Consider the following 25490-nt stretch of genomic DNA (forward strand, 5'->3'; position numbering starts at 1 on the left):
GTTGAGTGGAGCAATCACGGCGCGCCGCGCCCCCGCGCACCAGGCTGGAAGTCTTGTCGAGTTCCTGTGACAGGAGTCCGTGTGCGCAGACCACGTATGCCGAAGGCTGGACATACCGGTCGGGAGCCGGAGGACGGAGCCGGTGCGCGGACGCGGTTGCCGGCCCCTCCGGCATGGATGCGATGGCTACCGGCCCTGTACGTCGCGGCCCTTCTGCTGCTGGAACCCGCGACACCGGTGGAGTGGCCGGTGAGCTTCGTACTGATCGCCCTGCCGCTCGTGGCGGCCTTCGCCCACGGCCCGGTCGTCGTCGGCGGCGCCACCGTGTTCGCCGTCGTGCTGGAAGGAGTGCTGGCCGGCACCCCGTGCTGCGCGGGCCGCGAGGTCGGCTACCTGTGGGACCGCCACTACGTGGCCTCCTACATCTGCACCGGCCTGGTCGGCGTCCTCGGCATGATCCTGGCCGCGCACCGCGTCCGCCGTGAACGCACGCTGGCCGACGTACGCTTCGTGGCCGACATCGCCCAGCGGGTCCTGCTCCGACCGGTTCCGCACCGGATCGGCAGCCTCCACCTGGAGAGTCTCTACCGGTCCGCCGCCGCGGAGGCACGCATCGGCGGCGATCTGTACGAGGCCGTCCCCACCCGGTACGGCGTCCGGCTGCTCATCGGCGACGTCCGGGGCAAGGGGCTGCTCGCGGTGGAGACCGCCGGGGCCCTGCTCGGCGCGTTCCGCGAGGCGGCACATGACGAACCCGCTCTGCCCGCGCTGGCCGACCGGGTGGAGACGAGCATGAACCGCAGGGCCGTGCTGCTGGGCGGCAGCGAGGTGGGCGAACGGTTCGTCACCGCCGTCTTCGCAGAGATCCCTCTCGGCGAGCCGCTGATCCGGGTCGTCAACTGCGGCCATCCGCCCCCGGTCCGCATCCGCTCCGGCGAGGTGTGCGAACTGGACCGGGGACGGTCGGCGCCGCCCCTGAACCTCGGTGTGCTGCTGGGGGAGCCGTACCACGTCGACGCCTACTCCTTCCGGCCCGGTGACCAGCTCCTGCTGTACACGGACGGCATCACGGAGACGCGCGACGGGGCCGGCTCCTTCTACCCCCTGCTCGAGCGCCTTCGTTCCTGGTCCTCCCTGCCGCCCCGGGAGCTTCTGGAACGGCTCCGCCACGACCTGCTGGCCTACAGCGGCGACCGTCTTCAGGACGACATCGCGGCGCTCGCCGTCTGTCTCCCGGCCGACGCACCGCTCGTAGCGCTTCCGTCACCGCCCGGATGAGTACGGCGCGCAGTGCCCCGCCCCGCCACCGGATCAGAAGGCCGTGTGCGCGGACCAGCGATCGAGGACCGTGACGTCTCCCGAGACGTCGAGGACGGGCTCCTGGTACGACCGCCGCCCGTAGAGCAGCAGCAGAAGGTCCGCCGCCTCCCCGCGCACCGCCACCGTGTCCGGCTCGGACTCCGCGTCGCCGCCGGTGAGCGGCAGCAGCCGGAAGCCGTCCGCGTCCAGCCGCACCCGCCACTCCTCGCCGGCCGCGCCGCCGGAGCCGGTGCACCGGAACGCGATGATCTCGCCGTCGCCGCGCAGCTTCGTGACACCGGGAGCGAAGAGCCCCGCGTAGGGCAGGTTGACGAGGAACTCGTCCACGCCGTCCGCCGCCAGCACGGGGTCGAGGTCCGGCTCCCGGCCGACGGCGCGTTCCGCGTCCACGCGGTGCACCAGCGTCTCGCAGAGCATCCGTCGGGCCCAGAACCGCGCGTGCTGGTCCTCGCCCCACGCCCACATCGGCGCGTCGGGGTCCGTGTCCCGCAGTACAGCCGCCACCTCGGGCACCCCGGCCGCCACCCAGTCGGCGTAGTCCCGCGGGTCCTCCGGCAGCCCCAGCTCCACGTCACGGCTGCGCGGAGGCTCCTGCACCCGCTGGGTCAACAGCGTGCCGAACCAGCGCTGCAACGCTCCCACGTGCCGGGTGAGATCGGCCAGCGTCCAGTCGGGGCAGGAGGGCACCGCGCTCGCGGGGTCGGCGCCCCGCACCGCCTCGGCGAACCGACGGGTCTCCCGCTCGATCGCCTCACGGTAGGTGTCGTACGGCAGGGGATGCCCCGTCCCGCGCGTCGTTGCCATCTGCTGCCGCCGTTCTTTCCTGGCACGGATGCCGGTCTTCTCGTCGCGATCAGTGTGGCGGCCGGAGCGCACTCGAAGGCAAATCGACGCGGCGGGGTGGCGCCGCCGGAGACGAAGCGGGGTTACGGAACGCGGGCCACCGCCGCGTAGATCCCGCTGCCCTCGGGCGCCGTGCCCGTAGCCGACACGCCCCACTCCGTGGCGGTCACCAGGCCGGGCGGCACGAGGTCCAGGCCGTCGAAGAAGCGCTCCACCTCCGGACGCGACCGGAAACCGAGCTGGATGCCGCCCTTGGCGTACTCGGCGGTGACCTGCGCGGCGAGTTCCGGGTAGAGGTCGGACGCGGCGTGCGACAGCACGAGGTAACTGCCCGAGGGCAGCGTGGCGACCAGGTTGCGGACGATTCCGTGGGCGTCCTGCTCATCGGTGACGAAGTGCATCAGCGCGATCAGCGACAGCGCGATCGGCCGGTCGAAGTCGAGGACACGGCGGGCGTGCAGGACGATGGAGTCCGGCTGGCGCACATCGGCCTGTATGTAGTCGGTGACGCCCTCGTCGCTGCTGATCAGCAGGGCCTCGGCGTGGCGCAGGACGATCGGGTCGTAGTCGGTGTAGACGACCTTCGCCGACGGCACGATCTCCTGGACGATCTGATGGAGGTTGGGCGGGGTGGGGATGCCCGTGCCGACGTCCAGGAACTGGTCGATCCCCTGCGCGGCGAGCCACGCGGCGGCTCGGTGCATGAACTGACGGTTCTGCCGTGCCGCGTCCCGCGCCTCCGCCGGCAGCCGCTCTCCCACGGCCTCGTCGACCGGGTAGTTGTCCTTGCCGCCCAACAGCCAGTCGTAGACCCGCGCGGGATGCGCCTTGCTGGTGTCGATCTCCAGGGGCGCCGGTGAGTCGGTCGTCATAGCAGCTCCGTTGCGCGGGTGAGCGGTTCAGGCCAGGTGTTCGATCATCCTACTCGGGCGCCTGACGTGCCTCGCGCCGGACGGAGAACGGCAGTTGGAGCGGACACCCGACACGGTCACGTGTCACGCCGACCGGCCTCCACGCGCCGCCCTCGCCCGCTGCGACTCCGGCGTCGTCAGATGCCGCACGGATGCCCCTGCCGCCCCGGTGCCGTGTGCGCGGCTGCGCGGCGGACCCGGCACCGGGGCGGCGGCTTCCGGCCAAGGGGGCAGGACCGGGCGGCCAGAAGGTCAAGGGGTCAGGGCTGGGCGGCGAGTTGGAAGCTCTGGGCGCCGGAGCCGTCACACGTCCGCTGCGTGAGCTGGACGCTGTCGGTTGCCGTGCTGGACGCGGTCAGGCACTTTCCGCTGTGCCGGGCGGTGAAGTGGTACCGCCCGGCGGCCTCTTTCACCGGCAGCCACTGCTGGTTGGTGCCGCCTCCGTAGGACCACAGCTGCAAGGGTGCGTTGTCGGCGGTGGAGCGGTCGACGACGTCGATGACCTGCTGCGGATTGCCGCGAGCGGCGATGCGTGTGTATCCGCTGTCGGTGGACCGGAACTGGAACTGCTGTGCCGTGGTGGAGTTGCAGGTGTACTGCTGAACGGCCGTCCCGTTGGCGGTGGCGGCGGCACGGGCGTCGACACACGTCCCGTTTCCGACGTTGCGCAGCGCGTACCAGGCGGTCTCGGAGATGCCGTCCGCGGGCGGCTGGGACGATGCCGCTCCGCCCAGCCACTTCAGCCCGTCCAGGACGAACTGGTTCTGCGTGGCGCTGGCGAAGGTGGAGGACAGGGCCGTGTTGGTGTCGTAGTTCATCGCGTTGTGGCCGAAGTTCGCGTACAGCATCTTGTACTTGGTGTTCGTCCACAGAATCGGGTAATAGCCGCTGTACCAGGTCTGGTTGGGATCGGTGCCGAGCGGGAAGCTGCTGGGGTCGACGGAGGCCAGGATCTTGATGTCGGGATTCTGGCGCAGGTCGTTGGACCAGCTGTACCACTCACTCACGGACGAGGTGAAGGTGGCGGGCAGGTTCTGCGTCGAGGGGTGCGTACGGTCCTCCACGCGCAGGACGGCCGTGGTCGGACCCCAGGTGTTCGAGCGGAAGTTCCCGCTGCCCAGGAACTGGTTGTGGTACCACGGCCAGCTCTGCGCGTCGGTGGTGAAGGCGGAGACGTGGAAGCCCATCCAGGCGCCGCCGTTGCGCATGTACTGCTCGAAGCCTGCCCGTTGGGCGGCCGACTGCGGCAGGTCGTCGAGGAAGAGGACCACCTGGTAGTTGTTGACGCCGCCGTTCGCGAGGAGATCCCAGTTGTTGCTGGCGGTGTAGGTGAAGCCGTTCGCGGCCGCCTGCTGGGGGAACCATTGGTTGGCTTCGCGGACGAAGCTGATGTGTGCGGCGTCCCACGTGCCGTTGTACAACGCGAGTACGCGGAACGGCTCCGCGGCTGCCGCGGCCTGGGCGGGTGGCTGCGCTGTCAGGCTGACCAGCGCCGCGAGGAGGAATGCCAGCCACATGGGGAGGCGCGCCGCGCCAGTTCTCACCTGTTGCATCCGATGCTCCCTTCTCGGCCGGGCCCGGGAAGGGCCGGGCATGAACGAAGGTGTTCATGTACGTGCATGCTGGTCGTATGCCTAGATGCTGCTGGCCGGTGAACCTAAAGGTCTGGACCAGTCCCGTCAAGAGGTGACGTCAAGAAAGTCCCTTACTGCCCCGGCGAGTTAAGCACTTGTAGGAACCGTCGCCGCGCAGGACTGGATAGGCTTCAGCAACTCCACTACAGGGGGGTCATGTGACGGAGCGTAAGGACCGCTCGGAGTCGATCGAATCGATGGAGCAGCTCGCCGTGGTCTGGCGCGCCATGGTGCTCGACCGCGCCACGGATGCCGATGTGCGGGACCTGCCGGGCATCGCCGTCCGCTGGGCGGACTGCCGGTTCTCCTTCTGGAACTGCGTCACCTTGACGGACGTGGACGCGGACACGGCACTGGTCGAGGAACGCCTGAGCCAGGCGGCGGACATCATGCGCGCGAAGCGGCAGCCCGGATTCCTGTGGCTCTTCGAGGACCTTCTCAGCGAGGAGGCGCGCGCGGGAGTGCGGACAGCGGCCGAGCGGGCGGGCCTCGAGTACGCCTTCCCCGGCACCGGAATGGCGGGCGACCTCCTCCCGATCCCCGAGCCCTCCCACCCGGACCTGACGTTCGTACGCGTGACCACCGACGCACACCTGGAGGCGTACGCGGACCTGAACTCACACGCGTACGGCTTCCCGCTGGAGGACGGCCGCGACGGGCTCCTCGGATCGGTGCTGTGGAAGAACCAGGTGTATGCCTACCTGGCGCTGCGGGACGGTGTCCCGGTGGCGTGCGCCGGAACGGTGGAAGCGGACGGCCGTCTGTTCGTCGTGCTCGTCGCCACCTCCCCGGACTGGCAGCGCAGAGGCTACGGAGAGGCGGTGACGCGCAAGGCCCTGTACGAGGCCTCCCGGGCCACCGGCCTGACCCGCGCCACCCTGCACGCGACCGCGGCGGGAGCCCCGGTGTATCCCCGCATCGGCTTCAAACCGAACTCGCCGATGCACTTCTACACGCTGAGGCGGTGACCGGCCGCCCGGCCCCGCACCCCATGTCAGTCGCCGGGCGTCAGGCGTCGGTCCAGCGCGTCGAGGGCTGTGATGATGTCGGTCGGCTCGGCGCGGGTGGTGTAGTCGGTGTTCACGAAGGCCCAGCGGATCGTGCCCGCCCGGTCGATCACATACGTCGCCGGCAGCGGCAGGGTGCGCGGGTGGCCGTCGTTGACGCGCTGGAGGTCGAAGCCGAGCCTGTCGTACACGGCGGCGAGATCGTCGGGAAGGTCGAAGGCGAGGCCGTACTGCTTCGCGGTGTCGGAGCCGATGTCGCTGAGGACGTCGAAGGCGAGGTCGTGCTTCTCGGCGAGGCTCAGGGACTCGTCGGGGATCTGCGGGGAGACGGCGACGAGCCGGGCGCCCCGGGCGGTGATGTCGGTGTGGTGCTGCTGGAGGGCGCGGAGGGCGATGTTGCAGTACGGGCACCAGGCGCCGCGGTAGAAGGTCAGGACCACGGGGCCCGTGGCGAGCAGTTCGTCCAGGGCCACCGTCCGGCCGGTCGCGGAGGGCAGACGGAAGCGAGGGGCCCGGTCGCCGACCGTCAGGGCACGGCCGGCCTGCCCGGAGTCGGCCAGCTCCTGGCTCGCCCGGCGCATGACCTCCCGTACCTCGGCGGGGATCTGCTGCTGGCGGGCCTCGTAGAAGGCGTGTAGTTCGACGTTGAGGCTGGTCATGGTGTGTCTTCCTCCCGTTGGACGGCCTGGGGCCGACGGCGGGCACAGGGCACGGCGCCCGGCCACATTTCTCGAAACGCTCGTTCCAAGATAGTGTCACCCTTGGAACGAGCGTTTCAAGATGGCGGGGTGAGACATGCCGGACGTCAAGCACTTCGATCCGGACGGGGCTTTGGACACGGTGGTGCGGCTGTTCTGGAAGCAGGGCGTGGCCACGACCGGGATCCAGGACATCGTGACCGCGACCGGTCTGAACCGCTCCAGCCTGTACGCCACCTTCGGCGGCAAGCAGGAGCTGTATCTCGCCGCGCTGCGCCGCTATCTGGAGCGGCGCTCCCGGCCCACGTTCCGTCGGCTCGCCCAGGACGACCGTGGACTGCCCGCCGTCGCGGACTTCTTCGACGGCCTGATCAAGGCGCGGTGTTCGGGCGAGTACGCCCGCTGGGGCTGCATGGTCTCCAACGCCCATGCCGGCGCCGAGAACGGCGACCCCGACGTCCGCGCCCTCCTCGACCGGCACCACCACGAGCTGCGGGACGCGATGCACGCGGCGCTCGTCACGGCCGAGGCCGAAGGGCAGCTCGCCGCAGGCGCCGATCCGGCAGCCGCGGCCGACCTGCTGGCCTTGCTCGCCTACGGCGTGAACCTGCGCTCCCGCGCGGGCGCCGACGCCCAGGCGCTGAAGAAGACGGTGACGGCGGCACTGGAGTCGATCGGCCGGCCACCCACGGCGTGAAGAAGGGCGCCGCAACTTCCGTTGGCCTACGGCGGTTCCGGGCGCGCGTCCAGACGGTGACCCGAATGGCGTACCGAGGAAATGATTCGGCAGGTGAATTCGGGAGGCAGCCGGCGTATCCGGCCGCCGCGATCCGTGACCATGGGCGCGTGCCCGACCGAGCGGCCCAGCCGTCCCGGGCGGCACACCTTCCGCCCTCCCGCATCCCACGAGGAGTTCGTCGTGCGTGTCCGTCGTCTGCTGACCAGTACCCTCGGTTCCTTCACCCTCGCGTTCGCCTTCCTGGGCGCCGGCACCGCCACCGCGACCCAGGCGGCCGCCGATCCGTGCGGCTTCTACGAGACCGGCTCCGACGCCTACTACAACCACTGCACCTCCGACGGCTCCCACGTGGTGATCAAGGTCGAGGTGGCCTTGGCGCCCGACTACGAGCGGTGCGTGGCCCCGGGCAGGACCTGGCTTGGCTCCGCCACCAAGATCCAGGGCGCCCACTACGTGGGCCGCACCTGCTGACCAGAGCGCATCACTCCCGCAGCCGACCGGGGCCGCCCCTTCGTTCGGGGTCGTCCCGGTTGTCCGCGCCGTCCCTGGATCGCGGTGCCCGGACGGCCTTCGACGCGTGCGACCCGGTGTTCTCCGAGTGCACCGGCATTGTGCTGTGAGTGCACTCCTGCGCGGGTACCGGCAGACGCGCCACAGCAAGAGCGGCAGCCCTTCTGTGCGCCCAGGGACCAGCGGCGGTGCGCTGTGAGGCAATCGCCCGGCGTTTTCCCGCCCCGGCGGGCCGCCGACGGGGTTGTCCGCCGCCGTACTACCTCGATCTGACAGGTTTTACGGCGTCCGGCAGGGCCGTCCGCACCTTGTCGAAGATTTGTACCGCCCCTTTCACGGCTTGTAGAAAGGCCGCGTCAGAGGGAGGGAGACGCCATGGCCGAGCGGCGACAGCGAGTGCGGGTGGGCAGTGACGCGCTGCAAGAACTGATCGAGGAACTCGCGGAACGGCTGCAACGCTCTGTGGTCGTCGACGACCCCCTGGTACGGCTGATCTGCTCCAGCCAGCACTTCGGCGACGAGGACCCGGTCCGCATACGCAGCCTGCTGCGGGGCCGGGCCGACGACGAGATCATCCGGTACGTCCTCGACCAGGGCGTGGCCGGCTGGCAGAAGCCCGGCTTCGTCGAGGGTCGGGACGATCTGGGGCTGCTCACCCGCTACTGCGTTCCGCTGCGCGAGCGCGGCGAACTGCTCGGCCTGCTGATGGTCGTCGCGCCGGAGGGAACGCTGACCCGCGAGGAGACCGGCACGATCGCGGGCGCGGTGCCGGCCCTCACCGCCCAGCTCCGCGCGGACCAACTCGCCGCCTCCGTAGGCGAGTCGGACCTGCACGAGACGCTGCGCTCCCTCTTCGGCACCGGTGAGGCGGCCCGCGCCGCGGCGCGTCGGCAGATCCTGGACAGCGGCGTACTGCCCGACGCCCCGCACGCGGTGGTGAGCGTCGTGCAGGTCTCGCGCTCGGTGGAGCCGCCGGGGCAGGTGGAGATCGCGCTGCGCGCGTCCCTGGAACAGTTCGTGCGCACCCGCGCGGCGGACGGCGTCATGGCCGCCACGCCGGACGGCGCGGCCCTCCTCCAGGTCTCGGCCCGGCCGCTGACGGCACAGGAACTGGGGGACCAGGCCACGGCCGTCCGGGAGGCCCTCGCCGCCTACCTGGACGCCTCCGCGGCCCCCGTACTCGGCATCGGCGGCACCCACGACGGTCTGGCCGACGCCTGGACCTCGCACGCGCAGGCCCTGGTCGCGGCCCGCGCCGCGCGCCGCCTGCCCCACCTCAAGGGCGTCGGCGCCTGGGAATCGCTGGGCGAACTCGCCGTACTCCTCCAGGTACCCGAGCACGCCCTGGCCCCGTCACTGCTGCCCACGCCGCTGCGCCTGTTGCTGGACAGCCCCGGCGGCCAGCGCCTGGAGGAGACACTGCGCTGTTTCCTCGAACACGCGGGTTCCATCCCGCGCACGGCGGAAGCCCTGCGCATCCACCGCACCTCGCTCTACTACCGGCTGCGTCAGATCCAGGAGATCACCGGCCTCGACCTGGACAGCGGCGGCGACCGTCTGGTCCTGCACCTGGGCCTGCGCACCCTTGAACTGCTTCAGTCGGAGACCGACGCCCAGCTCGCCGTATGACCGGGTCGCCGCCCGGCGCATGAGGGCGTGGGACGGCGGCGGTGCCGGTGGGCGGAATCGGGCCCGCCCTACAGAGTGACGAAATACGCGCCGGCCGATTACTACGCGGCGCCGGGGTGCGGCACCAGCCCCCTACAGAATGACGAAGATTTCGCCGGTCGATCACTACGGAGCGCGGTGGTGCGCGAGGTGTCGGGTGGCACAGAATTTCGGTATGCCGCAGCGGCGGAGTGCGAGGAGGAATCGACGTGGGGGCCGTGGGCCAGCTGACGACCAGCGACGGAGTACGTCTGGTGTACCGGGACAGCGGGGGAGAGGGATTCCCCCTTGTCATGCTGCACGGCTGGGGACAGACGCAGGAGATGTTCCGTCATCAGGTGACGGGGCTTTCGCCCACCCGCCGCGTCGTCACCCTGGATTTCCGGGGGCACGGGGTGTCCGACAAGCCGTACCAAGGTTATCGCATCGCGCGTTTCGCGGCCGATGTGACGAACCTCGTGGACCACTTGGGCTTCGACCGGTTCGACGCGCTGGGCTGGTCGATGGGGGCCTCGGTGTGGTGGAGCTTCATCGACCAGTACGGCACCGGTCGTATCCGGCGGCTCGTCGCCGTGGACCAGCCCGCGGCCGTCGCCGCGGTCCCGTGGATGTCGGTCGAGGAGCAACAGCAGTCGGGTGCCATCTTCGATGTGGCCGGTCTTGTCGCGCTCGGCGCGGAGCTTGCCGGTCCGGACGGTGAGCAGGCGCGATACGCGTTCGTTCGCGGCATGTTCTCCGGCGACCCCGACCCCGGGATTCTCTCCTTCGTGGCCGAGCAGATCAGCGCCACCCCCGCTCACGCGGGAGTGCCCCTGCTCTTCGACCACTGTGCCCAGGACTGGCGGGACGTGCTGCCCCGTATCGATGTGCCGACGCTGGTCATCGGATGCGACGGCAGCCATGTCCAGCCGCGGTCGCAGCAGTTCGTCGCCCAGCGGATCCCGGGCGCGCGGCTCCATGTCTTCCCGACCACGGTGGCCGCCTCGCACTTTCCCTTCCTGGAGAATCCGCCGGCCTTCAACGACGTCGTCGGCGCATTCCTCTCCGAGCAGCCGGATCCAGTGGATCACGCGGACGTGAACGTCTGAATCCGCCTTCTTCTCCGAAGAACTGAACAATGATAAGGAAACGACGGGAGCCCGATGTGACCCGGTCGATCACCCCTGCCATGCCCGAAACCCCCGAGAAAGAGCCGTCCAGTGCGGCTCCGGGAAATGATTCAGGCCCTTTCATCAACCTGCCCTGGCCGACCGTCGGCGACGACGACCACCTTTATCTGGCCGTCAACGTCTCCGACGAGACGGTGTTGTTCCACCACGATTCCCTTCTGCGGTTGGAGCCCGGTGACCTCGTCATCGGCGCCGCCTTCCGCCCCGACCTCCTTTCCCACGGCGAGAACCTGGCCCTCTTCCGGATTCCCCTGTGCCTGCTGGACGCGTCGGCGGCCGACCTGCGCGGGGTCTCGCACACCCGTCTCAGCGGCCAGAGCGGTCTGGCGTCGCTGGTGTCGCAGTTCCTGACCGCCCTGGCCAGAACGCCACGCCACCAGCGCCTGACCGGCGGCCGGCGCCTCGCACTCAACACGGCCGATCTCGTGGCCCTCCTCGTCGGGGAGGTCCTTCAGACGCACGGGCCCCGCTCGGCCCCCGCGAGCCACGACATGCTGACGCGGATTCAGCGGCACATCCAGGACAACCTCATGGACCCGGACCTGGCACCCGAGTCGATCGCCCGGGCACATCACATCTCGGTGCGCTACCTGCACAAGCTCTTCCAGTCCGGCGGCACCACCGTGAGCGCCTGGATACGGCAGCGCAGACTCGACGCCTGCCGTGCCGAGCTGCGCGGGCGGCGCCGTACCGTGGCAGCCGTCGCCCACAGCTGGGGCTTCGCGAGCCCCTCCCACTTCAGCCGCCTCTTCCGGCAGACCTACGGCATCACGCCCAAGGAGTGGCAGGCCACCGCGTCCTCCGACGCCTGAGCGCCCCGGAAGCCGACCACTGCCCCGAGGCCACCCGTGCGAAGCCGTCGAGGCCGCCGGGCACACCAGCGCCCGCCCCCCTCGCCGACACACCCGTGAACCGGGAAGGAACCCCCCCGCCATGCCCACCCCCACCGTCGTCCTGGTCCACGGAGCGTTCACTGACACGGCGATCTGGTTCGGCGTGGTAGCCGAGCTGCACAGCCACGGCATCCCGGTCGTCGCTCCGCCGAACCCGCTGCGCGGCCTCACCGCCGACGCCGCGCACATCGCGTCGGTGGCGGCGCAGATCGACGGCCCTGTCGTTCTGGTCGGGCATTCCTACGGCGGCGCTGTGATCACCGTGGCCGGCACCACCGACAACGTCGTCGCCCTGGTCTACGTCGCCGCCTACGTGCTGGAGGAGGGGGAGAGCCTGGGCGAGTTGCAGGGCCGTTTCCCGGCCACCGGACCGGCGGGCGACCTCCGGCGCCGGAGCTACCCCGCCCCCGGTGGCGGTGAGGCCGTCGAGGTCACCCTCAGCGCAGAGGCGTTCGTGACGGTGTTCGCCGCCGATGTCTCCGCCCCGGTCGCCCAGGTGCTCGCCTCCTGTCAACATCCGCTGGCCGTCACCGCGTTCGAGGAGAAGGCCACCGCCGCCGCGTGGCGGACCAAGCCCTCGTGGGCCTTGGTGGCCGGTGCGGACCGGGTGATCGCACCGGATGCGGAGCGCTTCGGCGCCGCGCGGGCCGGGGCGCGGGTGGTCGAGATCGACGGCGCCTCGCACGCCGTCACCCTCTCGCGGCCCACGGCCGTGGCCCGGCTCATCCGCGACGCCGTCCACGCGGTGAGCTGACCCCCGCAAGAACCCCGGGCACGGCCTACCCGAACGAATCCGCACGGACGAATCCGCACGCACGAATCCGGCCCCCACGAACCTGCCGCACGCCCCCCCCGCATGAGACCGCAGCCGAAAGGAAGGACCAGCCGATGACGACGCAACTCAAGCCGCTTCTGCGGACGTGGGAATGGCAGGCCGAGGCCGCCTGCCGGGGCATGGACAGCTCGGTGTTCTTCTCACCGCCCGGTGAGCGGGGCTCCGCGCGGCGGCGGCGCGAGCAGAAAGCGCAGGAGATCTGCCGGTACTGCCCGGTGCGCGTTCCGTGCGCCGGCTTCGCCGCCGCGTCCGACCAGCGGTACGGCGTGTGGGGCGGCCGCACGGAGGCCGAACGCCGCACCGCCCCCGGGACCTCGAATGCCCCGAACTCCTGAACCTCTCAGCCTCAGGCGCGAGTCGTCAGGATCATGTACGGCGCGATCCGCGTCTCCGCCGGGGCCTCTTCGGAGGGGCCGTCGAAAGGCACCGTGGGCAGGTCCACGGTGGGGGAGGGAAAACCGGCACCGGTGAGCAAGGACCGGTACCCGTCGAGGCAGCGGTAGTACGTCGTGCTGGTCATCACGCTGCCGTCGCGCAGGCGCAGCAGGGTGGGGACGGTGTCGCCGTCGCCGTACACGGCTCCCGGCTCGCCGTGGCGCAGGGTGGAGAAGGCCGCGCCGGTCGCCGCCGGGTTGAGGTCGGCCAGGAGATAGGGGGCGCCGGGGCGCAGGACGCGCCGGACCTCCGCGGTGAGGCCGGCCAGCCGGCTGTCGTCGGGATCGGTGCAGTACACCAGGCAGCACACGGCGGCGTCCACGCTGTCGTCGGCGAGCCAGTCGAGGCTGCGGCCGTCGAACTGCCGGTAGGAGATACGAGGGTGTGGGCGGTCGGCCCGGGCGATGGCCAGCATGTCCGCCGAGGGGTCGAGCCCCTGGACCGCCCACTCGCCGGCATCCGCGAGCCGCGCGGCGACCGCGCCGGTGCCGCAGCCGATGTCCAGGGCCAGCCCGCCGGGGCGTGCTCTGCCGGCGAGCCGCCGCAGCACGGCGGGAAAGACCAGTTCCTCGGCCAGCCGCATGTCACGGTCCCGGTAGGCGCCGGCCGCGGCCATCGTGTCCCAGCCGAGAGGGCCTTCGTCGCCGATCAAGATCGCTGCCTCCCGCGCTGAAGCCGGCTCGGACGAAACGAGGGCATGCGCCCACGCGGCAGCCTGGCACACGGTACGACCCGTCAGGGTCCCCGCAGCCAGAAGATCCCCCGACAGCGCACCCGCGCCTGCGGACGGTTGACGGTGGAGGCGGACCCGCGCCGCCTGCGCCGGTGTCCCGGAGGGCGTACGCCGCGCCTCGGGACTGGCGCGACCGGGGTGCCCAGAACGCCCGGGCACCCCAGCCGTGGGTCACGTCACCGGACGACGACCTCGGTGCCACCCGTGACACCGCCGGCGGTCACCGAGACGGTGACGGTGCCGGGGCGGTGGGCGGTCAGGGCGCCGGTGGCGGGATCCACCGTGGCGACCTTGGGATCGCTCGACGTCCAGACATGGGAGGCCGGGTCCGCGATCGGGATCGTGAGCGGTGCGATGTTGTCGCCTCCGACCTGCTCGCCCGTCGCGGTCAGGGCGATGTGGTCGCCCTTGGCGACAGGGTCCTTAGGGCCATGGACCGTGATCGAGGCGAGCGCGGGCTCGACGGTGTACTGAAGGTCACCGTCGTCACCGATGCGGATCAGACCGAAGTGGTAGATGCCGCCCTGGTCGGCCGGGGCGTAGGCCGGCATGCCGAGGTCGGCGAAGGTGAACTGCGGGATGCCGCCCTCGGCGGTGGTCACGCTCCGGCCCTCGGGATCGAGGATCTGCTCGGCGAAGCCCCGGGCGTGACCGTACATCGTGATCACGTGCTGCTCGGGGTGCGTCTGCTGGTAGCGCTGCACCAGCCGCAGATACATGCGGGCCTCCCAGCGGTCCGTGAACTGGCTGTTCGCGGCCGGGTGCGGGTCGTAGGCGGGCATGTGCGTGATGACCAGGACGTCCTTGGCGGTGGTGTCCGTCAACTGCCGTACCAGCCACGGGTACTGGGCACCCTCCGGGTCCTGGAACGGGTCCGAGGACTCGAGGCTTCCGTGCGAGTTGTCGGTGACGATCAGCCGCGCCGCGCCCTGCGTGTAGGCGTAGTGGGTGTCGCCGAAGGTGTCACTGTAGTTGCCGTTCTCGGCGTCGGCGCCCTGGGTGATCTCGTGGTTGCCGACGATGTCACGCTCGGGAATGCCGAGGGCGTCCATCTTGGCCTTGGCGAACCGCAGGTCCGCGAGCTTGCCGTCGTCGGCCATGTCGCCGAGGAACTGGGCGGCGTCCGGCCGGGCCTGCGGGGTGAGCGTGGGCAGCCGCTTGGCGATGGAGTCCATCACGTTGCTGCTCACCGATCCGGGGTCGGCGGCGAGCAGGTGGGCGTCGTCGCCGGTGAGGAGGGTGGTGCCGCGTCTCGCGAAGTCCGCGGAGTCCTCCTCGAACGACAGCCACTCGGGGTTCTTCGGAACGGCGTGGTAGGCGGGCGCTGTGGCGGGCCGCGGCGAGTACAGCGCCTGGAGGCCCGCGACGTTGAGCGAGCCGCTGTAGGGGGTGCTCGGGCTGATCGCCAGGAAGTCGATGAAGCTGATGGTCAGCGGGAACTGCATACCGGCGGGGAGCTGAGCGACCGCCAGGTGCCAGTCCTTCCAGGTGACATACGTCGGGTACAGCGTGGTCGAGGAACCGTTGACGCCGATGTACTTCTCGGCGAGTTCGATGCCGTTGCCGTCACCCTTGATCCACACACCGATGCCGGTGGGGACCTGGCCGTTGTTCGTGTCGGTCTTCAGGGTGGTCTTGGGGGAGAGCACCAGCTGCTTGACGCCGGACCCGGCCGGCATCGAGTAGTCCAGCCTCAGCGATCCCGACTCGCCGGAGCCCGGCGGGACGACTCCCGGGTCGGCGGCCAGGGTGGCCGGCTTGCCGGTGGTGTTGTTGCTGAGCCGCCAGACGTCCAGGCTGGTCATCGGATCGATGACCTTGCGGACGCTGCCGACGGCGATCGACGCGGTGCCGGTGGCGCCCGCGACCGTCGCGGTCACCTCGGCGAGCCCACCATTGTCGGCGTCGGCGGTGAACAGGCCGTGGGAGTCGACGCCGCCGAGGCCCGCCGGGCTCACCTTCCAGGTGGCCGCCTCGGCGGGGATGCGTACCTGGTCGCCGTCCTTGTCGGTGGCCGACAGAGTCAGCTGCTGGGTGGCGCCGTTGTCGAGGTCGGCCTTGCCGGGCGAGACGGTGAGGGTCTTGAGCTTGCCGACGACCTCCAGCTTCTCGGAGGTGGAGGCCGTACCGTCGGAGGCGATGATCCGGCCCGTGCCGGTGCGACGCGGGGTCAGCTCGCCGTCCTCGTACGTGGCGAGATCGGAGGGCTCGACGCGGACCCGGACGTGGCCGGCCGCCGGGTTGGCGAACCGGTCGACGGCGTACACCGGCAGCGGGACGGCGCCTCCGGCGACGGTGGTGAGCGTCTTCCCGCCGTTGACGACGACCTTGGCGGCCGGTCCGGGGTCCTTGGCGGTGGAGTAGAAGAAGATGCCGTTGGCGACCGGGCGTTCGGTGTTGCCGGGCAGGTCGGACGGCGTGTTGACGACGTCGGCCCGGTCGGCGCCGGGAGCACGGCTGACCATGGTGGTGGAGCCGCCGCCGTCGAACAGCATCGCGGTCCAGGCGCCGTGGGCGACCATGTAGCCGGCCACCTGATCGCGCGTCACGCCGAAGGCCGTGTCGGCGCCGCCGTGGCCGTCGACGGCGACGACGACGGTGTGCTTGCCGTCCTTGGTGATGCCGACGGCCGTCTCCGGGTTGGCGCCGCTCGGTGGGGTGCCGGTCGGGTCCTGGTAGACCTTGCCGTCCTTGACCAGGGTGTCGACACCGCTGATCAGCTGGGTGACATCGTTGTCGGGGGAGAGGCGGGTGGCGATGCCCACCGTGTCCCCGGTGTGCAGGCTGTCGACGAGCCACTGCCCGCCGTCGCCGGCGCCGAGGAGGCCGAGCCGGCCGGCGGTCAGCCTGGGCACGGTGGTCACGCCGGTCTGCACACTGTCGACGACGAAGCCGCCGTCCGTGGCCCGGCCGAGCACCAGCGTGGACGGCTTGGCCAGGCCCGGGGTCTCGCCGAGATCGGGAGTGACCTCGGTGATACCGCCGGTCGTCACGTCGTTCACCGTGTTCACCGAGGTGAGCGAGCGGGTCGCGGAGCCGGCGGTGAGGGTGCCGGAGAACGTCTCCGGGCCCATCACCATGGCCCCGTCGGGCTTGACGCCCAGCTGGGAGGCGAAGCCCGGCTTGGGGCTCTTCAGCAGGTGCCCGTTGGAGACGATGCCGCCGAGCGGGCGTCCACTGGCGTGGATCTCGAAGTAGTCGCCGTTGACCCCGGCCACCGCGCCGGTGCGACGGGCCATCGAGGACGGCGTCTCGTCCGCCGGATCGGTGAGGGTGTCGCCGGCCTCCACCATGCCGACCCGGAGGTTCGGATCGGTCAGGTCCGCCGTGAGCACCTGCATGTGCTGGCGACCGCCGACGGTGTCATAGGTCTCGCTGTAGTGCCGCAGACCACGGGTGACCGTCTCGGCCGGCGTACGGGTGTGGTCCACCACCACCGGCCAGTTCTGCGGTGTGTCCGGCAGCCAGTCGCGGTGCGCCGTGTGCCCGGCCGTGGCCGTGGCCGGGCCGTCGGCGGAGCCGAAGGCGGTTCCCGCTCCGCTCACGGCACCGGTGAGCGCCAGCGCCACCGCCATCGCCACCGCGGCACGGCGTGAGCCGGCCGCCAGGGGTCTCTTGTTACGAAGTGTCATCACGTGTTCCTCGAAGACGTGCGCGCCGATGGTCACCGACGCGCACGACCACCGCACACCGGCTCGGCGGAGCACAGGTGTCCGGCCCCGGTGGCGAAGATGACCATCAGGAGAGCGTCTACGGGGGCACCGGTCACGCGGCGTTCACCATCAACGTGCGACCGGCGCCGGCCGACGCGCGGGGGCCGTCACCACTTCGGCCACGGCAGCCGACGGCAATCCCCGATCGCCTCCCGGCCGCGGGCCGTGATCAGGCACCCGGACGGGAAGCGGCACAGGAAGCCCCGCTCGACGGCCCGGCGTGCTCTGCGTGCTCTGGAGAGCGGTCTCCACCGACTGGCGCACCGACGCCGCCGCCAACCGCCCCGCCGGCATACTCAGCGCTCCCCGGTACGGTGCCGGTCTGCGCTGCGGCGGCCCAGATCGGCGGCGGCCCAGATCGGTCTGCCTCCCGCTGAGAGCGCGAGCCAGGCCCACCGGAACGCGGCGGCCCAGATCGGTCTGCCTCCCGCTGAGCGCGCGGGCCAGGCCCACCGGAACGCTCAGTCGCGCCCCCCAGCGGCGAGCCGCCCCAGATGCGCAACGCGGTCCGCACCGGAAGGATCGCTTGTGAGGCGTGTGTGCCCTGCGATGCCGAGTGGCGCGCGCTCACACGTCACCGGTTGCTCGGCATCCGCCCGAGCTGGGGAAACGCCCGTTTCGGCGCTCCGACCGGAGCATTGCCATGCTGATCAAACGCATCCTGAACCGTTCTCCTCATTCCACACAACCGGGGGCGCAGCCCAGCGCCACGGCGCCCACGGCGACCGCCACCGGGCCGATGGTGACCGCGGCCGACTGCGGCCTGCTGATCCTCCGGCTGACCTTCGGCCTGTTCATGGCCGCGCACGGCGCACAGAAAGTCTTCGGTCTCTTCGGAGGCGGTGGCCTTAACGCGACCGGCAAGGCCTTCGAATCTCTGGGCTATCGCCCGGGAAAGCTGTTCGCCGTGATCGGGGGCCTGTCGGAGTTGCTCGGCGGTCTCGGCCTGGCCCTGGGACTCCTGACGCCGCTCGCGGCTGCCGCGCTGATCGGCGTCATGATCAATGCGATGGTCACGGTCACCGCCGCGCACGGCCTGTGGGACGCGGACGGCGGTGTGGAGTACAACGTAGCGATCGCCGTGGCGGCCCTGGCCGTCGCTGCCATCGGCCCGGGCCGACTGGCCGCTGACCGCTTCTTCCGCTGGGGCAGGGGCGGCTGGGCTGAGGCCGCCATCGCTCTTGGCCTGGGTGGGGTGGGCGCTGCGATCTCACTCAGCGTCTAGTACTCCAGTGCGACTTCGTGATCTATCCGGTTGAGGGGCTGGCGAGTCGCCGCCGGTAGTGGCTGCGGCGGGCCGCGGCCTGGTGGCGTCTGCGCCAGTTTGACCAGTGCAGCAGCCTGCGTGGGGAGATGTTCGTCGGGTTCAGCAGGGCGCCGAGCAGGTGGCGGATCTCCGGGACGGTCAGGTCGATCGGGTCGGTGCTGCGGGCGGGTCGGTCCGGCTGTGCGGTTTTCACCGGCGCCGCGTCGGCGACTGGCGCCGCGTCGGCGGCGAGGGCGGCCAGAAAGGCCAGCGCGAGCATGGCCAGGGTGATGTGGCGGTGCCAGGCGGTCCAGTGGCGGACCTGGTGGTGATCCAGTCCGACCTGGCCTTTCGCGGCCTGGAAACACTCCTCAATGCACCACCTGGTCCCGGCCACCCGGACCAGCTCGGAAAGTGGCACCCGGCTCGGGGACCAGCACAGCTAGAAGGCGAGCTCGCCGCTGCTCGGGTTGGGGCGATCCGCAGGTACCGGTGGCCGTCTTCACCGATCTCGATCCAGGACCAGTCGTAGTAGCGCGGCCCCTTCGCCCCGGCTCCGGCGCTCTGCCGGTGCCAGGCCGAGGCGGGCAGGCTGCCGGCCACGGCATCCGCGCGGGCAGCGGTCCGCCCCTGGTTGATCCGCACCCGCGTGCTGCAGGCAACGGCCAGGACGTAGCCGATCCCGCGGGACTCCAACAGGGCGCGCAGGACGGGATCTTGGCCGTAGGCCTCGTCGCCGGTCGCCCAAGATGCGCCGATCCCGGCGTCCAGTGCCGCGGCGATCATCTGCCCGGCCAGCGTGGGCTTGGTCGCAAACTGGGCCTGATCAGGCACCCCGGTGCGGGTTCGACGCTGTCCTGGCACCACGAGGCGTCGGGCAGGTAGAGCCGGCGGTCGATCAACGCCCGCCCTCTGCCGGAGGCGTAGGCGAGGAAGACGCCGACCTGAGAGTTCTCGATCCGGCCGGCGGTGCCGGTGTACTGCCGCTGCACCCCCGCCGAGGCGGCGCCCTTCTTAAGGCAGCCTGTCTCGTCCACGATCAGGACGCCGTCATCGGCACCGAGGTGTTCGAGGACGTAGGCCCAAACATCGTCGCGGACCGCGTCGGCGTCCCAGCGGGTGCTTCGCAGCAGCCGCTGCATCGGCCCGGGGCGGAGGTGGCCGGCCTGCTCAGTCAACCGCCAGCAGTTCTTCCGGTCGACGCTGGACAGCAGTCCGAACAGGTAGGCGCGGGCCGTGGCCCGCGGCTCAACCCGCTTGAACCGGACCGCGATCCGGGCCATGGCCTGGTCGAACATCTCCCGCCAACGGGCGGCGTCTATGCTGTGACCCGCGGCCACCACACGATCTTCAGGAGTCCACACAACCCTTGATGATCACGCGGCGGCCGTTGCCGCTCTCACCGCCGAAGTCGACGTCGCCTTCCAGTGGCTGGACGCATAATGCGCCCTCACAGCCAGCCTGTTCGAAAATCTCTTGAATGTCGTCCGTCATAGCGTCGATTTTGTCAGCACCGAGGCGCAAGATCACGAAGTCGCACTGGAGTACTAGGCGGAACGCGCCTACCTGGGCAGTCCCTGCCGGGGATGAGCGAGCAGGCCCTGTCGGCGTGGAGGGGTCCTCATTGCGGTCCCTTTTCCGGTCCCGTTTCCGGTCCCGATCCGGGCAAGGCAAACCCGGACCGGCAGCCGGACGCCCCGAGGGCCAGGGCGCCCAAGGCCGCCGTGCGTCCCTGCACTGCCGTGCAACAGCTCAACGGGGCCACGCCTCGGCGAAGCCGCTTTCCGTGACCCGGAGCGCATCCAGCCGGCCACCATCACGGTGACCAACAGGCAGACCCGTGGCCGCACGTATCCTGCGGACGTGACGACGACATACGTGCTGGAAGGCACGCAGATCACGACGCTGGAGGACTTCTGGCGGGTCATCGGCGAGGCGATCAACGGCCAAGGCGGCTACTTCGGTCGGAATCTCGATGCCTTCGCCGACTGCCTCAGCGGCGGTTTCGGGACACCCGACGATGACGACTGGACCGTGGTGTGGCAGAACCACGAGACATCCCGCAAGCACCTGGGCCATGCGGAGACCGCTCGCCAACTGGAGATCCGCCTCTCCCGCTGCCACCCCACGAACCGTCCGTCCGTCAGCGCGGACCTGGCCGCGGCCCGGGAAGGCCGGGGGACAACCGTCTTCGACTGGCTGCTTGAGATCTTCGAGGACCGAGCACCCGGCACCCTGCGGCTCCAGTAACGGCCGACGCCCGGCGGCCCCATACCGCATCCGTCCCAGGATGCCCGGCACAGCAGGTGCTGCATCGCGTGCGGGGTGGCATCCCCGGCCCACTCAGCAATCGTCCAGCAGTTCTCGCGCGGCAGGTCGGCCAGTAGACCGAGCACCAACTTCCCTCTCCGGCACCGGGGTTCGACCCGGGCGAAGCGGCCCGCGATCCGGCCCATCAAGGCCTCGAACATGTCGCGTCAAGGGGCGGCCCAACTACTCCAGCCACGCTCCCTCGCGCATGAGGACCCTACCGCGCAGTTCCGGCTCGCCGCGCCAGGCGAGCACAGTCTTCGGCACCACGCGTATATACAGAAAGGGGCCTTCCTCCGCACGTGGGTCCCACCCGAATTTTTCGGCGAACGCATCCGCGGCGTCCTCCGGCACGCCCAGGTCCGAGAAGCATTCCGCCTCCCCTTGCAGGAGCACCACATCGAAGGTGTCCGGCAGTGCCAGGCGCACACGGGGCTGCCTTCGCACATTACGCGCAGTCGCGGAGGTCTCGCCGGTGCACATCCACACGGCCTGCCCGTCCCACCAGAACCACAGCGGCACTTGATGAGGGCCGTGATCCGGATGAGCCGTCGATACCCATATATCCCGTTCTCCAGCGAGCCGTTCAAGAGTGTCGCGCCTGCGCTCCGGCACGTCACGACGAGCGATTTCCGCGGTTTCCATGAACGCCGACACTAACCAGCGATTCCGAAGCGCGCATGAGGCGTCGGTCCTACTCCCAGCGACCGACAGGCCACTCAGCCCGCATCTCGAGGGACTCGCCGCGGAGGGTCGCACACCAGCAGTTCAGGAAAGCCGGCAGGGAAATGGGGACTGTTGGCTTGCCATTGTGGTGCCCCGGCGGCTCCTGAGGGGCAGCAGCAATGTAAGCTCGCACAAGTGGCGGGGAAGATCGAAAACTTGTGGACACCGGCGCATCAAGCCGTTGAGGACGGCGACGGCTACGCTCTCGCTCGACTGCTCGATTCGGGGATAAATCCGAATGAAGTGTGCTGCGGGCTGACATTGTTGGCCCATGCGGTTGATTACGAAGCTGATGTTGCGGTACAGAGCGGCGCCGAAATGGGTGTCGCGAGCATTGCAATCCTTCTCGCCTATGAGGCGTCGCCGAACGCGCGAGGCCAACTAGGGAAAAGTGCACTCGATCTGGCGCGGGAGTACGGTCACTCCCTAGCTCAACGACTACTTCAATGCTTCGGCTGAGCCCGTTTCTCTTAGCGCCGTTGCTGCCGCCGTTCGTTCCGGGCCGTCGAGGCGGCGGCAGTGCTCCGTTGGACGATCGGGCGGTGCTCACGGCGGTGGTATATGTGCCGGCCAGGGTGTCACGCTTCTTTGCGCATCGTGTACGCGAATGCGACGCGCAGGGGTCGTTGGGGCGCCCGGTCGCCAGCATTCGGGCGACATAGGCGCCGGATTCGGCCTGCCAGCGGCTCTCGTCGCGTCCCATCTCGCGGCGGATCGCGCCGGTGACGTAGGCGCTCACCGCCTCGGCGGCCCGTGCCACGGCGTCCATGTCGGGCAGGCCTGCGGACAGGGCGGCGAGGGTGGCCTCCATGCGGGCGAGCGCGTGCGGCCCGAGGTGGGGTCGGCCGCCGAGCAGGTCGGCGAACCACGGGTGGTGGAGCGCCGCGGCCCGGGTGCCCCGCGCGGATGTCCTCGATGGTGGCCCGCCAGTCCGGTCAGGCCGCGATGGGGATCTCGCCGTGCACCTCGTCGACCATCAGGTCGAGCAGTTCGTCCTTGGTGGCTAGGAGGTCGCGCGGGTAGGCACGGTGGGGCACCGATACAGAGAGGCCAGCACGGGGTTCCGGTGATCACGGGTTGTGACGCCACGTGATCATAGATGTGAGTGTTCTTGTGGGCACCTCCTCACTCGGCGGCCACCGTCGCCTGCCACGCGCCCGGGCGTTTGCCTGTGGCCTTGTGGAAGAACACCGAGAAGTTGGATGCGTCGGGGAAGCCGAGTATGTCGGCGCAGCGGGCGGCGGTGAGGCGGTCGTGTGCGAGGAGCCGTTTGGCTTCCAGGGTGATCCGTTCGACGATGTACGCCTTCGCGGTGCGGCCGGTGGCCTGCTGCACCGCTCGTGAGAGGGTGCGGGGCGCGTATCCCAGCGCACGGGCGTAGTAGCCGGCGTCGTGGTGTTGCCGGAAGTGCGCTTCGACGCTGGAGCGGAACAACCGGAACACCGGATGGGTGAGCCGTGCTTCGGCGTGCGGCGGGTGCAGCCGGGTGATGAGCGCGGAGAGCAGGATTTCGGGCAGCTCCGTCCGGGAGTCACTGGGTGGGGCGGATGCTTCGAGGAGGAGATGGCTGCGCGCCGTGTCGGCGAAGGGCCAGTCGGCGTCGGGGATGCTCCAGTGCGCGGCCGGGTCCGGGGAGGCGACCAGTTCCCGGGTGGCGTGAGTGACCGGCGCGGTCGGCACGAACAGCACGAGGTGCCCTGCCACGTCGGCGATGTCGTCCCACCGGTGCACCGCGCCGGGTGGAATCCACACCGCGGACTGATCTTGGAGCGGGTGGCGGCGGAAATCGACGGTGACTGAGCCGGGTCCGGCGTCGATGACGGCAAGGACGTGGAAGTCGGCGCGCTGCGTGCCGCCGTCGTTCAGCTCGCGAAGGCGGCCGAACGTCATCGTCTCGACCGAGGCGGCGCGGCGTCCCGCGGGCTGGTAGGTCATTTGCCGGATCACGCTCACGTGTCCAGTTTTCACCATCGGGCGACCAGTCACGCCGATGCCCCGTCCGGGTGCAGAAGTTTCAATGAATACACAGGGCAATCGCCCAGAGCATCGACCGGAAGAGCCATCATGGACACGACGCAGCAGACGCTACTGCCCACTTACGACCATCGGCCGGGGACCGGACCGACTCTGGTGTTCCTGCACTATTGGGGTGGTTCCGCCCGCACCTGGGACCTCGTCGTCGACCGTCTGGCGGGCCGTGACGTGCTCACGGTCGACTTCCGCGGGTGGAGCCGGTCGAGCGCTCTGCCCGGTCCCTACACGCTCGGTCAGCTCGCCGACGACACGCTCGCCGTGCTCGCGGATGCGGGGGTCACCGACTACGTCCTGGTGGGGCATTCGATGGGCGGCAAGGTCGCACAGCTGCTCGCGGCCACCCGGCCCGCCGGCCTGCGCGGCATTGTTCTCGTCGGTTCCGGCCCGGCGAAGCCCGCCGCACAGGTCACTCCCGAGTACCAGGAAGCCCTGTCGCACGCCTACGACTCCGCCGAGTCCGTGGCCGGGGCGCGGGATCACGTCCTCACCGCGACCGAGCTGCCCGCGTCGGTGAAGGCGCAGATCGTGACCGACTCGCGGACCGTCACCGACGCCGCCCGCACCGAGTGGCCGCTGCACGGCATCGCGCAGGACATCACCGCGCACACGCGCATGGTCAGCGTGCCCGCTCTCGTCGTCGCCGGAGAACACGACCAGGTGGAGCCCGTCGGCGTGCTCCGCAACAACCTGGTGCCCTACCTCTCCCACCCCGACTTCGTGGTGGTCCCCCACACCGGTCACCTGATCCCGCTGGAAGCCCCGGCCGACCTCGTCGACGCCATCACCGCATTCGCGCCGGCAGCCTGACCGTCCCCGCGGCCCGACGACGGGCTGCGCCCCTGATCACCCGCCCACGGGGCCGGGACAGGCCCTGCCGCGTTGCACCGCACCCGACAGATCTGCTTGTACGTCGGCCGCACAGCGGCCGGCACCGCATCGTGGACGACCCGAGCCGGCCGCCCGGGGCAACGCGGTGAGCGGCGCCCGTCACGCACCAGTCGCCTCCCCGTCTCACGCCCCCAACAGGCCCAGCGACCCCCTTCTTGTGACTTCTCGCAGGAAGCCCTCACCTCAATGTTCCAGACCAAAGTCATCGCGATTCCCGTGCTCGGCAAGCATTCCGTCAACGCCTACCTGCTGCTGGGCAGCAACCGATCGTCGTCGACGCCGGAACACCCGGCAGCGCCCAGCTGATCTACGACCAGATCGCCTCCCACGGCGTGAACCCCCAAGAAATCCGCCTGATCGTTGTCACCCACGGGCACGTCGACCACTTCGGCTCCGCCGCGGAACTCAGCCGGCTCACCGGCTCACCGATCGCGGGCCACATCGCCGATTTCAGCATCTACCGAGCGGGCGGGGCCAGTGCCCCCGCACCTGCCGATCGGGCTGTTCGGACGTCTCTTCGTCCGCTCCGCGAGGGTGCGCGAGACCACCGAGCCGTTCGAGCCGGACCTCCTCATCAGGGGTGCGACACGCCTGTCAGATCTCGGTGTCGAGGCCCGCATCATGCAGACCCCGGGTCACACCGCCGGCTCCGTCTCTGTCCTCACCGACCACGGCGATCTGGTCGCCGGAGACCTCGTGGCCACCCCATTCCTGGGCTTCGGCAAGCGACCCGCCAACCCGCCCTTCCACGACGACCGGCTCGGCAACCTCGCCAGCCTGCGCGAGATGCTGGCCCTGGCCCCCACCAAGCTCCACGTCGGCCATGGCGCACCCCTCAACCCCGAGCAGGTAGGTCGCTGGGCTGCCGCAGAGCGCGATGCCGGAGGCGATCTCGAGGAGTGGGCCCAAGGGGTGACCGAGCGGGCAGCCTGGACAGCGATCCACAGGCTGAAGCCGGCCGAGATCAGGGTGTACCAAGAGCGGGTGTAGCAGAGAGCGGGTTTGCACAGTGTGGTTGGGTTGCTGGGAGCTGGGGAGGGTGAACTGCCGTAGCGGTCCGACGTGTGCTTCGACGGGGCTGGCCCAGGACGCGTAGGCCGGGGCCGCCCAGGTGTGGTCGATGCCCTTGCGGCGTCGGTTGACGCCCCACATCTGGTCGTCGCCGACCGAGTCGTCCG

General features: G+C 70.3%; 23 protein-coding genes and 5 pseudogenes. 15 read left to right on the forward strand and 13 right to left on the reverse strand.

The window, feature by feature from the left end:
• Positions 1–177 precede the first annotated feature (177 nt).
• Positions 178–1278, forward strand: a complete 1101-nt coding sequence (locus ACZ4WH_RS20770) for a PP2C family protein-serine/threonine phosphatase (RefSeq protein ID WP_468182441.1) — start codon at positions 178–180, stop codon at positions 1276–1278.
• Between the two features lie 33 nt (positions 1279–1311).
• On the opposite strand, the gene ACZ4WH_RS20775 is transcribed toward ACZ4WH_RS20770, so the two are convergent.
• The 3 genes from ACZ4WH_RS20775 to ACZ4WH_RS20785 form a co-directional block, all read right to left on the reverse strand.
• A complete protein-coding gene (locus ACZ4WH_RS20775; protein WP_468182443.1) occupies positions 1312–2124 on the reverse strand; it encodes a maleylpyruvate isomerase family mycothiol-dependent enzyme in 813 nt (270 codons plus the stop codon).
• 122 nt (positions 2125–2246) lie between these two features.
• Entirely contained in the window at positions 2247–3035 is a 789-nt protein-coding gene (locus ACZ4WH_RS20780; protein WP_468182445.1) for an SAM-dependent methyltransferase, read from the reverse strand.
• 299 nt (positions 3036–3334) lie between these two features.
• Complete coding sequence (locus ACZ4WH_RS20785) at positions 3335–4627, reverse strand: ThuA domain-containing protein (RefSeq protein WP_468182447.1); 1293 nt, start codon at positions 4625–4627, stop codon at positions 3335–3337.
• A gap of 278 nt (positions 4628–4905) precedes the next feature.
• Between ACZ4WH_RS20785 and ACZ4WH_RS20790 the strand changes: the two genes are divergently transcribed.
• Complete coding sequence (locus tag ACZ4WH_RS20790) at positions 4906–5676, forward strand: GNAT family N-acetyltransferase (protein ID WP_468182513.1); 771 nt, start codon at positions 4906–4908, stop codon at positions 5674–5676.
• 26 nt (positions 5677–5702) lie between these two features.
• On the opposite strand, the gene ACZ4WH_RS20795 is transcribed toward ACZ4WH_RS20790, so the two are convergent.
• Positions 5703–6374, reverse strand: a complete 672-nt coding sequence (locus tag ACZ4WH_RS20795; RefSeq protein ID WP_468182449.1) for a peroxiredoxin-like family protein — start codon at positions 6372–6374, stop codon at positions 5703–5705.
• 136 nt (positions 6375–6510) lie between these two features.
• On the opposite strand from ACZ4WH_RS20795, the gene ACZ4WH_RS20800 reads away from it, so the two are divergent.
• The 7 genes from ACZ4WH_RS20800 (at position 6511) to ACZ4WH_RS20830 (ending at position 12562) form a co-directional block, all read left to right on the forward strand.
• Complete coding sequence (locus ACZ4WH_RS20800; protein WP_468182451.1) at positions 6511–7110, forward strand: TetR/AcrR family transcriptional regulator; 600 nt, start codon at positions 6511–6513, stop codon at positions 7108–7110.
• 222 nt (positions 7111–7332) lie between these two features.
• Positions 7333–7623, forward strand: coding sequence for a DUF6355 family natural product biosynthesis protein (locus ACZ4WH_RS20805; protein ID WP_468182453.1), 291 nt, complete (start codon positions 7333–7335; stop codon positions 7621–7623).
• Between the two features lie 414 nt (positions 7624–8037).
• On the forward strand, positions 8038–9291 hold the full coding sequence (locus ACZ4WH_RS20810; protein ID WP_468182455.1) for a PucR family transcriptional regulator: 1254 nt from the start codon (positions 8038–8040) through the stop codon (positions 9289–9291).
• Between the two features lie 332 nt (positions 9292–9623).
• Entirely contained in the window at positions 9624–10418 is a 795-nt protein-coding gene (locus tag ACZ4WH_RS20815) for an alpha/beta fold hydrolase (RefSeq protein ID WP_468182457.1), read from the forward strand.
• A gap of 80 nt (positions 10419–10498) precedes the next feature.
• Entirely contained in the window at positions 10499–11311 is an 813-nt protein-coding gene (locus tag ACZ4WH_RS20820; protein WP_468182459.1) for a helix-turn-helix domain-containing protein, read from the forward strand.
• A 121-nt stretch (positions 11312–11432) separates the two neighbouring features.
• Positions 11433–12146, forward strand: a complete 714-nt coding sequence (locus ACZ4WH_RS20825; RefSeq protein WP_468182461.1) for an alpha/beta fold hydrolase — start codon at positions 11433–11435, stop codon at positions 12144–12146.
• A gap of 134 nt (positions 12147–12280) precedes the next feature.
• Positions 12281–12562 (forward strand): WhiB family transcriptional regulator, encoded by a 282-nt coding sequence (locus ACZ4WH_RS20830; RefSeq protein WP_468182463.1) that lies wholly within the window; start codon positions 12281–12283, stop codon positions 12560–12562.
• 11 nt (positions 12563–12573) lie between these two features.
• On the opposite strand, the gene ACZ4WH_RS20835 is transcribed toward ACZ4WH_RS20830, so the two are convergent.
• Together ACZ4WH_RS20835 and ACZ4WH_RS20840 are read right to left on the reverse strand one after the other, a co-directional pair.
• Entirely contained in the window at positions 12574–13314 is a 741-nt protein-coding gene (locus tag ACZ4WH_RS20835; RefSeq protein ID WP_468182465.1) for a class I SAM-dependent methyltransferase, read from the reverse strand.
• Between the two features lie 257 nt (positions 13315–13571).
• Positions 13572–17027, reverse strand: coding sequence for a phosphodiester glycosidase family protein (locus ACZ4WH_RS20840; RefSeq protein ID WP_468182467.1), 3456 nt, complete (start codon positions 17025–17027; stop codon positions 13572–13574).
• Between the two features lie 820 nt (positions 17028–17847).
• Between ACZ4WH_RS20840 and ACZ4WH_RS20845 the strand changes: the two genes are divergently transcribed.
• On the forward strand, positions 17848–18333 hold the full coding sequence (locus ACZ4WH_RS20845) for a DoxX family membrane protein (protein ID WP_468182515.1): 486 nt from the start codon (positions 17848–17850) through the stop codon (positions 18331–18333).
• A 259-nt stretch (positions 18334–18592) separates the two neighbouring features.
• Here ACZ4WH_RS20845 and ACZ4WH_RS20850 read toward each other — a convergent pair.
• Positions 18593–19652, reverse strand: a pseudogene (locus tag ACZ4WH_RS20850) (IS701 family transposase); the annotation flags it as partial.
• 52 nt (positions 19653–19704) lie between these two features.
• Entirely contained in the window at positions 19705–19848 is a 144-nt protein-coding gene (locus ACZ4WH_RS20855) for a hypothetical protein (RefSeq protein ID WP_468182469.1), read from the reverse strand.
• Between the two features lie 369 nt (positions 19849–20217).
• On the opposite strand from ACZ4WH_RS20855, the gene ACZ4WH_RS20860 reads away from it, so the two are divergent.
• Positions 20218–20604, forward strand: a complete 387-nt coding sequence (locus ACZ4WH_RS20860; RefSeq protein ID WP_468182471.1) for a barstar family protein — start codon at positions 20218–20220, stop codon at positions 20602–20604.
• Positions 20605–20636: 32 nt separating this feature from the next.
• Here the strand turns inward: ACZ4WH_RS20860 and ACZ4WH_RS20865 are convergent.
• Positions 20637–20810, reverse strand: a pseudogene (locus tag ACZ4WH_RS20865) (IS701 family transposase); the annotation flags it as partial.
• Between the two features lie 37 nt (positions 20811–20847).
• The gene (locus ACZ4WH_RS20870; RefSeq protein ID WP_468182473.1) at positions 20848–21309 is read right to left on the reverse strand and encodes a pyridoxamine 5'-phosphate oxidase family protein; all 462 of its coding nucleotides are present in this window, start codon (positions 21307–21309) and stop codon (positions 20848–20850) included.
• A 216-nt stretch (positions 21310–21525) separates the two neighbouring features.
• Here ACZ4WH_RS20870 and ACZ4WH_RS20875 point away from each other — a divergent pair, with 216 nt between their 5' ends.
• Positions 21526–21849 carry an ankyrin repeat domain-containing protein gene (locus ACZ4WH_RS20875; protein WP_468182475.1) on the forward strand — a complete coding sequence of 108 codons (324 nt, stop codon included), beginning with the start codon at positions 21526–21528 and terminating at the stop codon, positions 21847–21849.
• A gap of 187 nt (positions 21850–22036) precedes the next feature.
• Here the strand turns inward: ACZ4WH_RS20875 and ACZ4WH_RS20880 are convergent.
• Positions 22037–22288: pseudogene (locus tag ACZ4WH_RS20880) on the reverse strand (TetR/AcrR family transcriptional regulator C-terminal domain-containing protein); the annotation flags it as partial.
• A gap of 227 nt (positions 22289–22515) precedes the next feature.
• Positions 22516–23343, reverse strand: coding sequence for a helix-turn-helix domain-containing protein (locus ACZ4WH_RS20885; protein ID WP_468182477.1), 828 nt, complete (start codon positions 23341–23343; stop codon positions 22516–22518).
• A gap of 111 nt (positions 23344–23454) precedes the next feature.
• Between ACZ4WH_RS20885 and ACZ4WH_RS20890 the strand changes: the two genes are divergently transcribed.
• From ACZ4WH_RS20890 to ACZ4WH_RS20900, 3 genes and pseudogenes are all read left to right on the forward strand, one after another.
• The gene (locus tag ACZ4WH_RS20890) at positions 23455–24231 is read left to right on the forward strand and encodes an alpha/beta fold hydrolase (protein ID WP_468182479.1); all 777 of its coding nucleotides are present in this window, start codon (positions 23455–23457) and stop codon (positions 24229–24231) included.
• 398 nt (positions 24232–24629) lie between these two features.
• Positions 24630–24749: pseudogene (locus ACZ4WH_RS20895) on the forward strand (MBL fold metallo-hydrolase); the annotation flags it as partial.
• Positions 24750–24846: 97 nt separating this feature from the next.
• Positions 24847–25302 (forward strand): MBL fold metallo-hydrolase, encoded by a 456-nt coding sequence (locus ACZ4WH_RS20900; protein ID WP_468182481.1) that lies wholly within the window; start codon positions 24847–24849, stop codon positions 25300–25302.
• Here the strand turns inward: ACZ4WH_RS20900 and ACZ4WH_RS20905 are convergent.
• Positions 25303–25482: pseudogene (locus ACZ4WH_RS20905) on the reverse strand (IS630 family transposase); the annotation flags it as partial.
• Positions 25483–25490 lie beyond the last annotated feature (8 nt).

The sequence above is a fragment of the Streptomyces sp. NPDC029138 genome, assembly GCF_055564375.1.

Bases quoted from the DNA above. Each gene is read 5' to 3' on its own strand.
- ACZ4WH_RS20890 (WP_468182479.1), top strand. From the start codon at position 23,455: ATGGACACGACGCAGCAGACGCTACTGCCCACTTACGACCATCGGCCG.
- ACZ4WH_RS20785 (WP_468182447.1), bottom strand. From the start codon at position 4,627: ATGCAACAGGTGAGAACTGGCGCGGCGCGCCTCCCCATGTGGCTGGCA.
- ACZ4WH_RS20775 (WP_468182443.1), bottom strand. From the start codon at position 2,124: ATGGCAACGACGCGCGGGACGGGGCATCCCCTGCCGTACGACACCTAC.
- ACZ4WH_RS20800 (WP_468182451.1), top strand. From the start codon at position 6,511: ATGCCGGACGTCAAGCACTTCGATCCGGACGGGGCTTTGGACACGGTG.
- ACZ4WH_RS20815 (WP_468182457.1), top strand. From the start codon at position 9,624: ATGCTGCACGGCTGGGGACAGACGCAGGAGATGTTCCGTCATCAGGTG.
- ACZ4WH_RS20820 (WP_468182459.1), top strand. From the start codon at position 10,499: ATGCCCGAAACCCCCGAGAAAGAGCCGTCCAGTGCGGCTCCGGGAAAT.
- ACZ4WH_RS20830 (WP_468182463.1), top strand. From the start codon at position 12,281: ATGACGACGCAACTCAAGCCGCTTCTGCGGACGTGGGAATGGCAGGCC.
- ACZ4WH_RS20770 (WP_468182441.1), top strand. From the start codon at position 178: ATGCGATGGCTACCGGCCCTGTACGTCGCGGCCCTTCTGCTGCTGGAA.
- ACZ4WH_RS20790 (WP_468182513.1), top strand. From the start codon at position 4,906: ATGGAGCAGCTCGCCGTGGTCTGGCGCGCCATGGTGCTCGACCGCGCC.
- ACZ4WH_RS20855 (WP_468182469.1), bottom strand. From the start codon at position 19,848: ATGACGGACGACATTCAAGAGATTTTCGAACAGGCTGGCTGTGAGGGC.
- ACZ4WH_RS20795 (WP_468182449.1), bottom strand. From the start codon at position 6,374: ATGACCAGCCTCAACGTCGAACTACACGCCTTCTACGAGGCCCGCCAG.
- ACZ4WH_RS20810 (WP_468182455.1), top strand. From the start codon at position 8,038: ATGGCCGAGCGGCGACAGCGAGTGCGGGTGGGCAGTGACGCGCTGCAA.
- ACZ4WH_RS20840 (WP_468182467.1), bottom strand. From the start codon at position 17,027: ATGACACTTCGTAACAAGAGACCCCTGGCGGCCGGCTCACGCCGTGCC.
- ACZ4WH_RS20825 (WP_468182461.1), top strand. From the start codon at position 11,433: ATGCCCACCCCCACCGTCGTCCTGGTCCACGGAGCGTTCACTGACACG.
- ACZ4WH_RS20780 (WP_468182445.1), bottom strand. From the start codon at position 3,035: ATGACGACCGACTCACCGGCGCCCCTGGAGATCGACACCAGCAAGGCG.
- ACZ4WH_RS20845 (WP_468182515.1), top strand. From the start codon at position 17,848: ATGGTGACCGCGGCCGACTGCGGCCTGCTGATCCTCCGGCTGACCTTC.
- ACZ4WH_RS20870 (WP_468182473.1), bottom strand. From the start codon at position 21,309: ATGGAAACCGCGGAAATCGCTCGTCGTGACGTGCCGGAGCGCAGGCGC.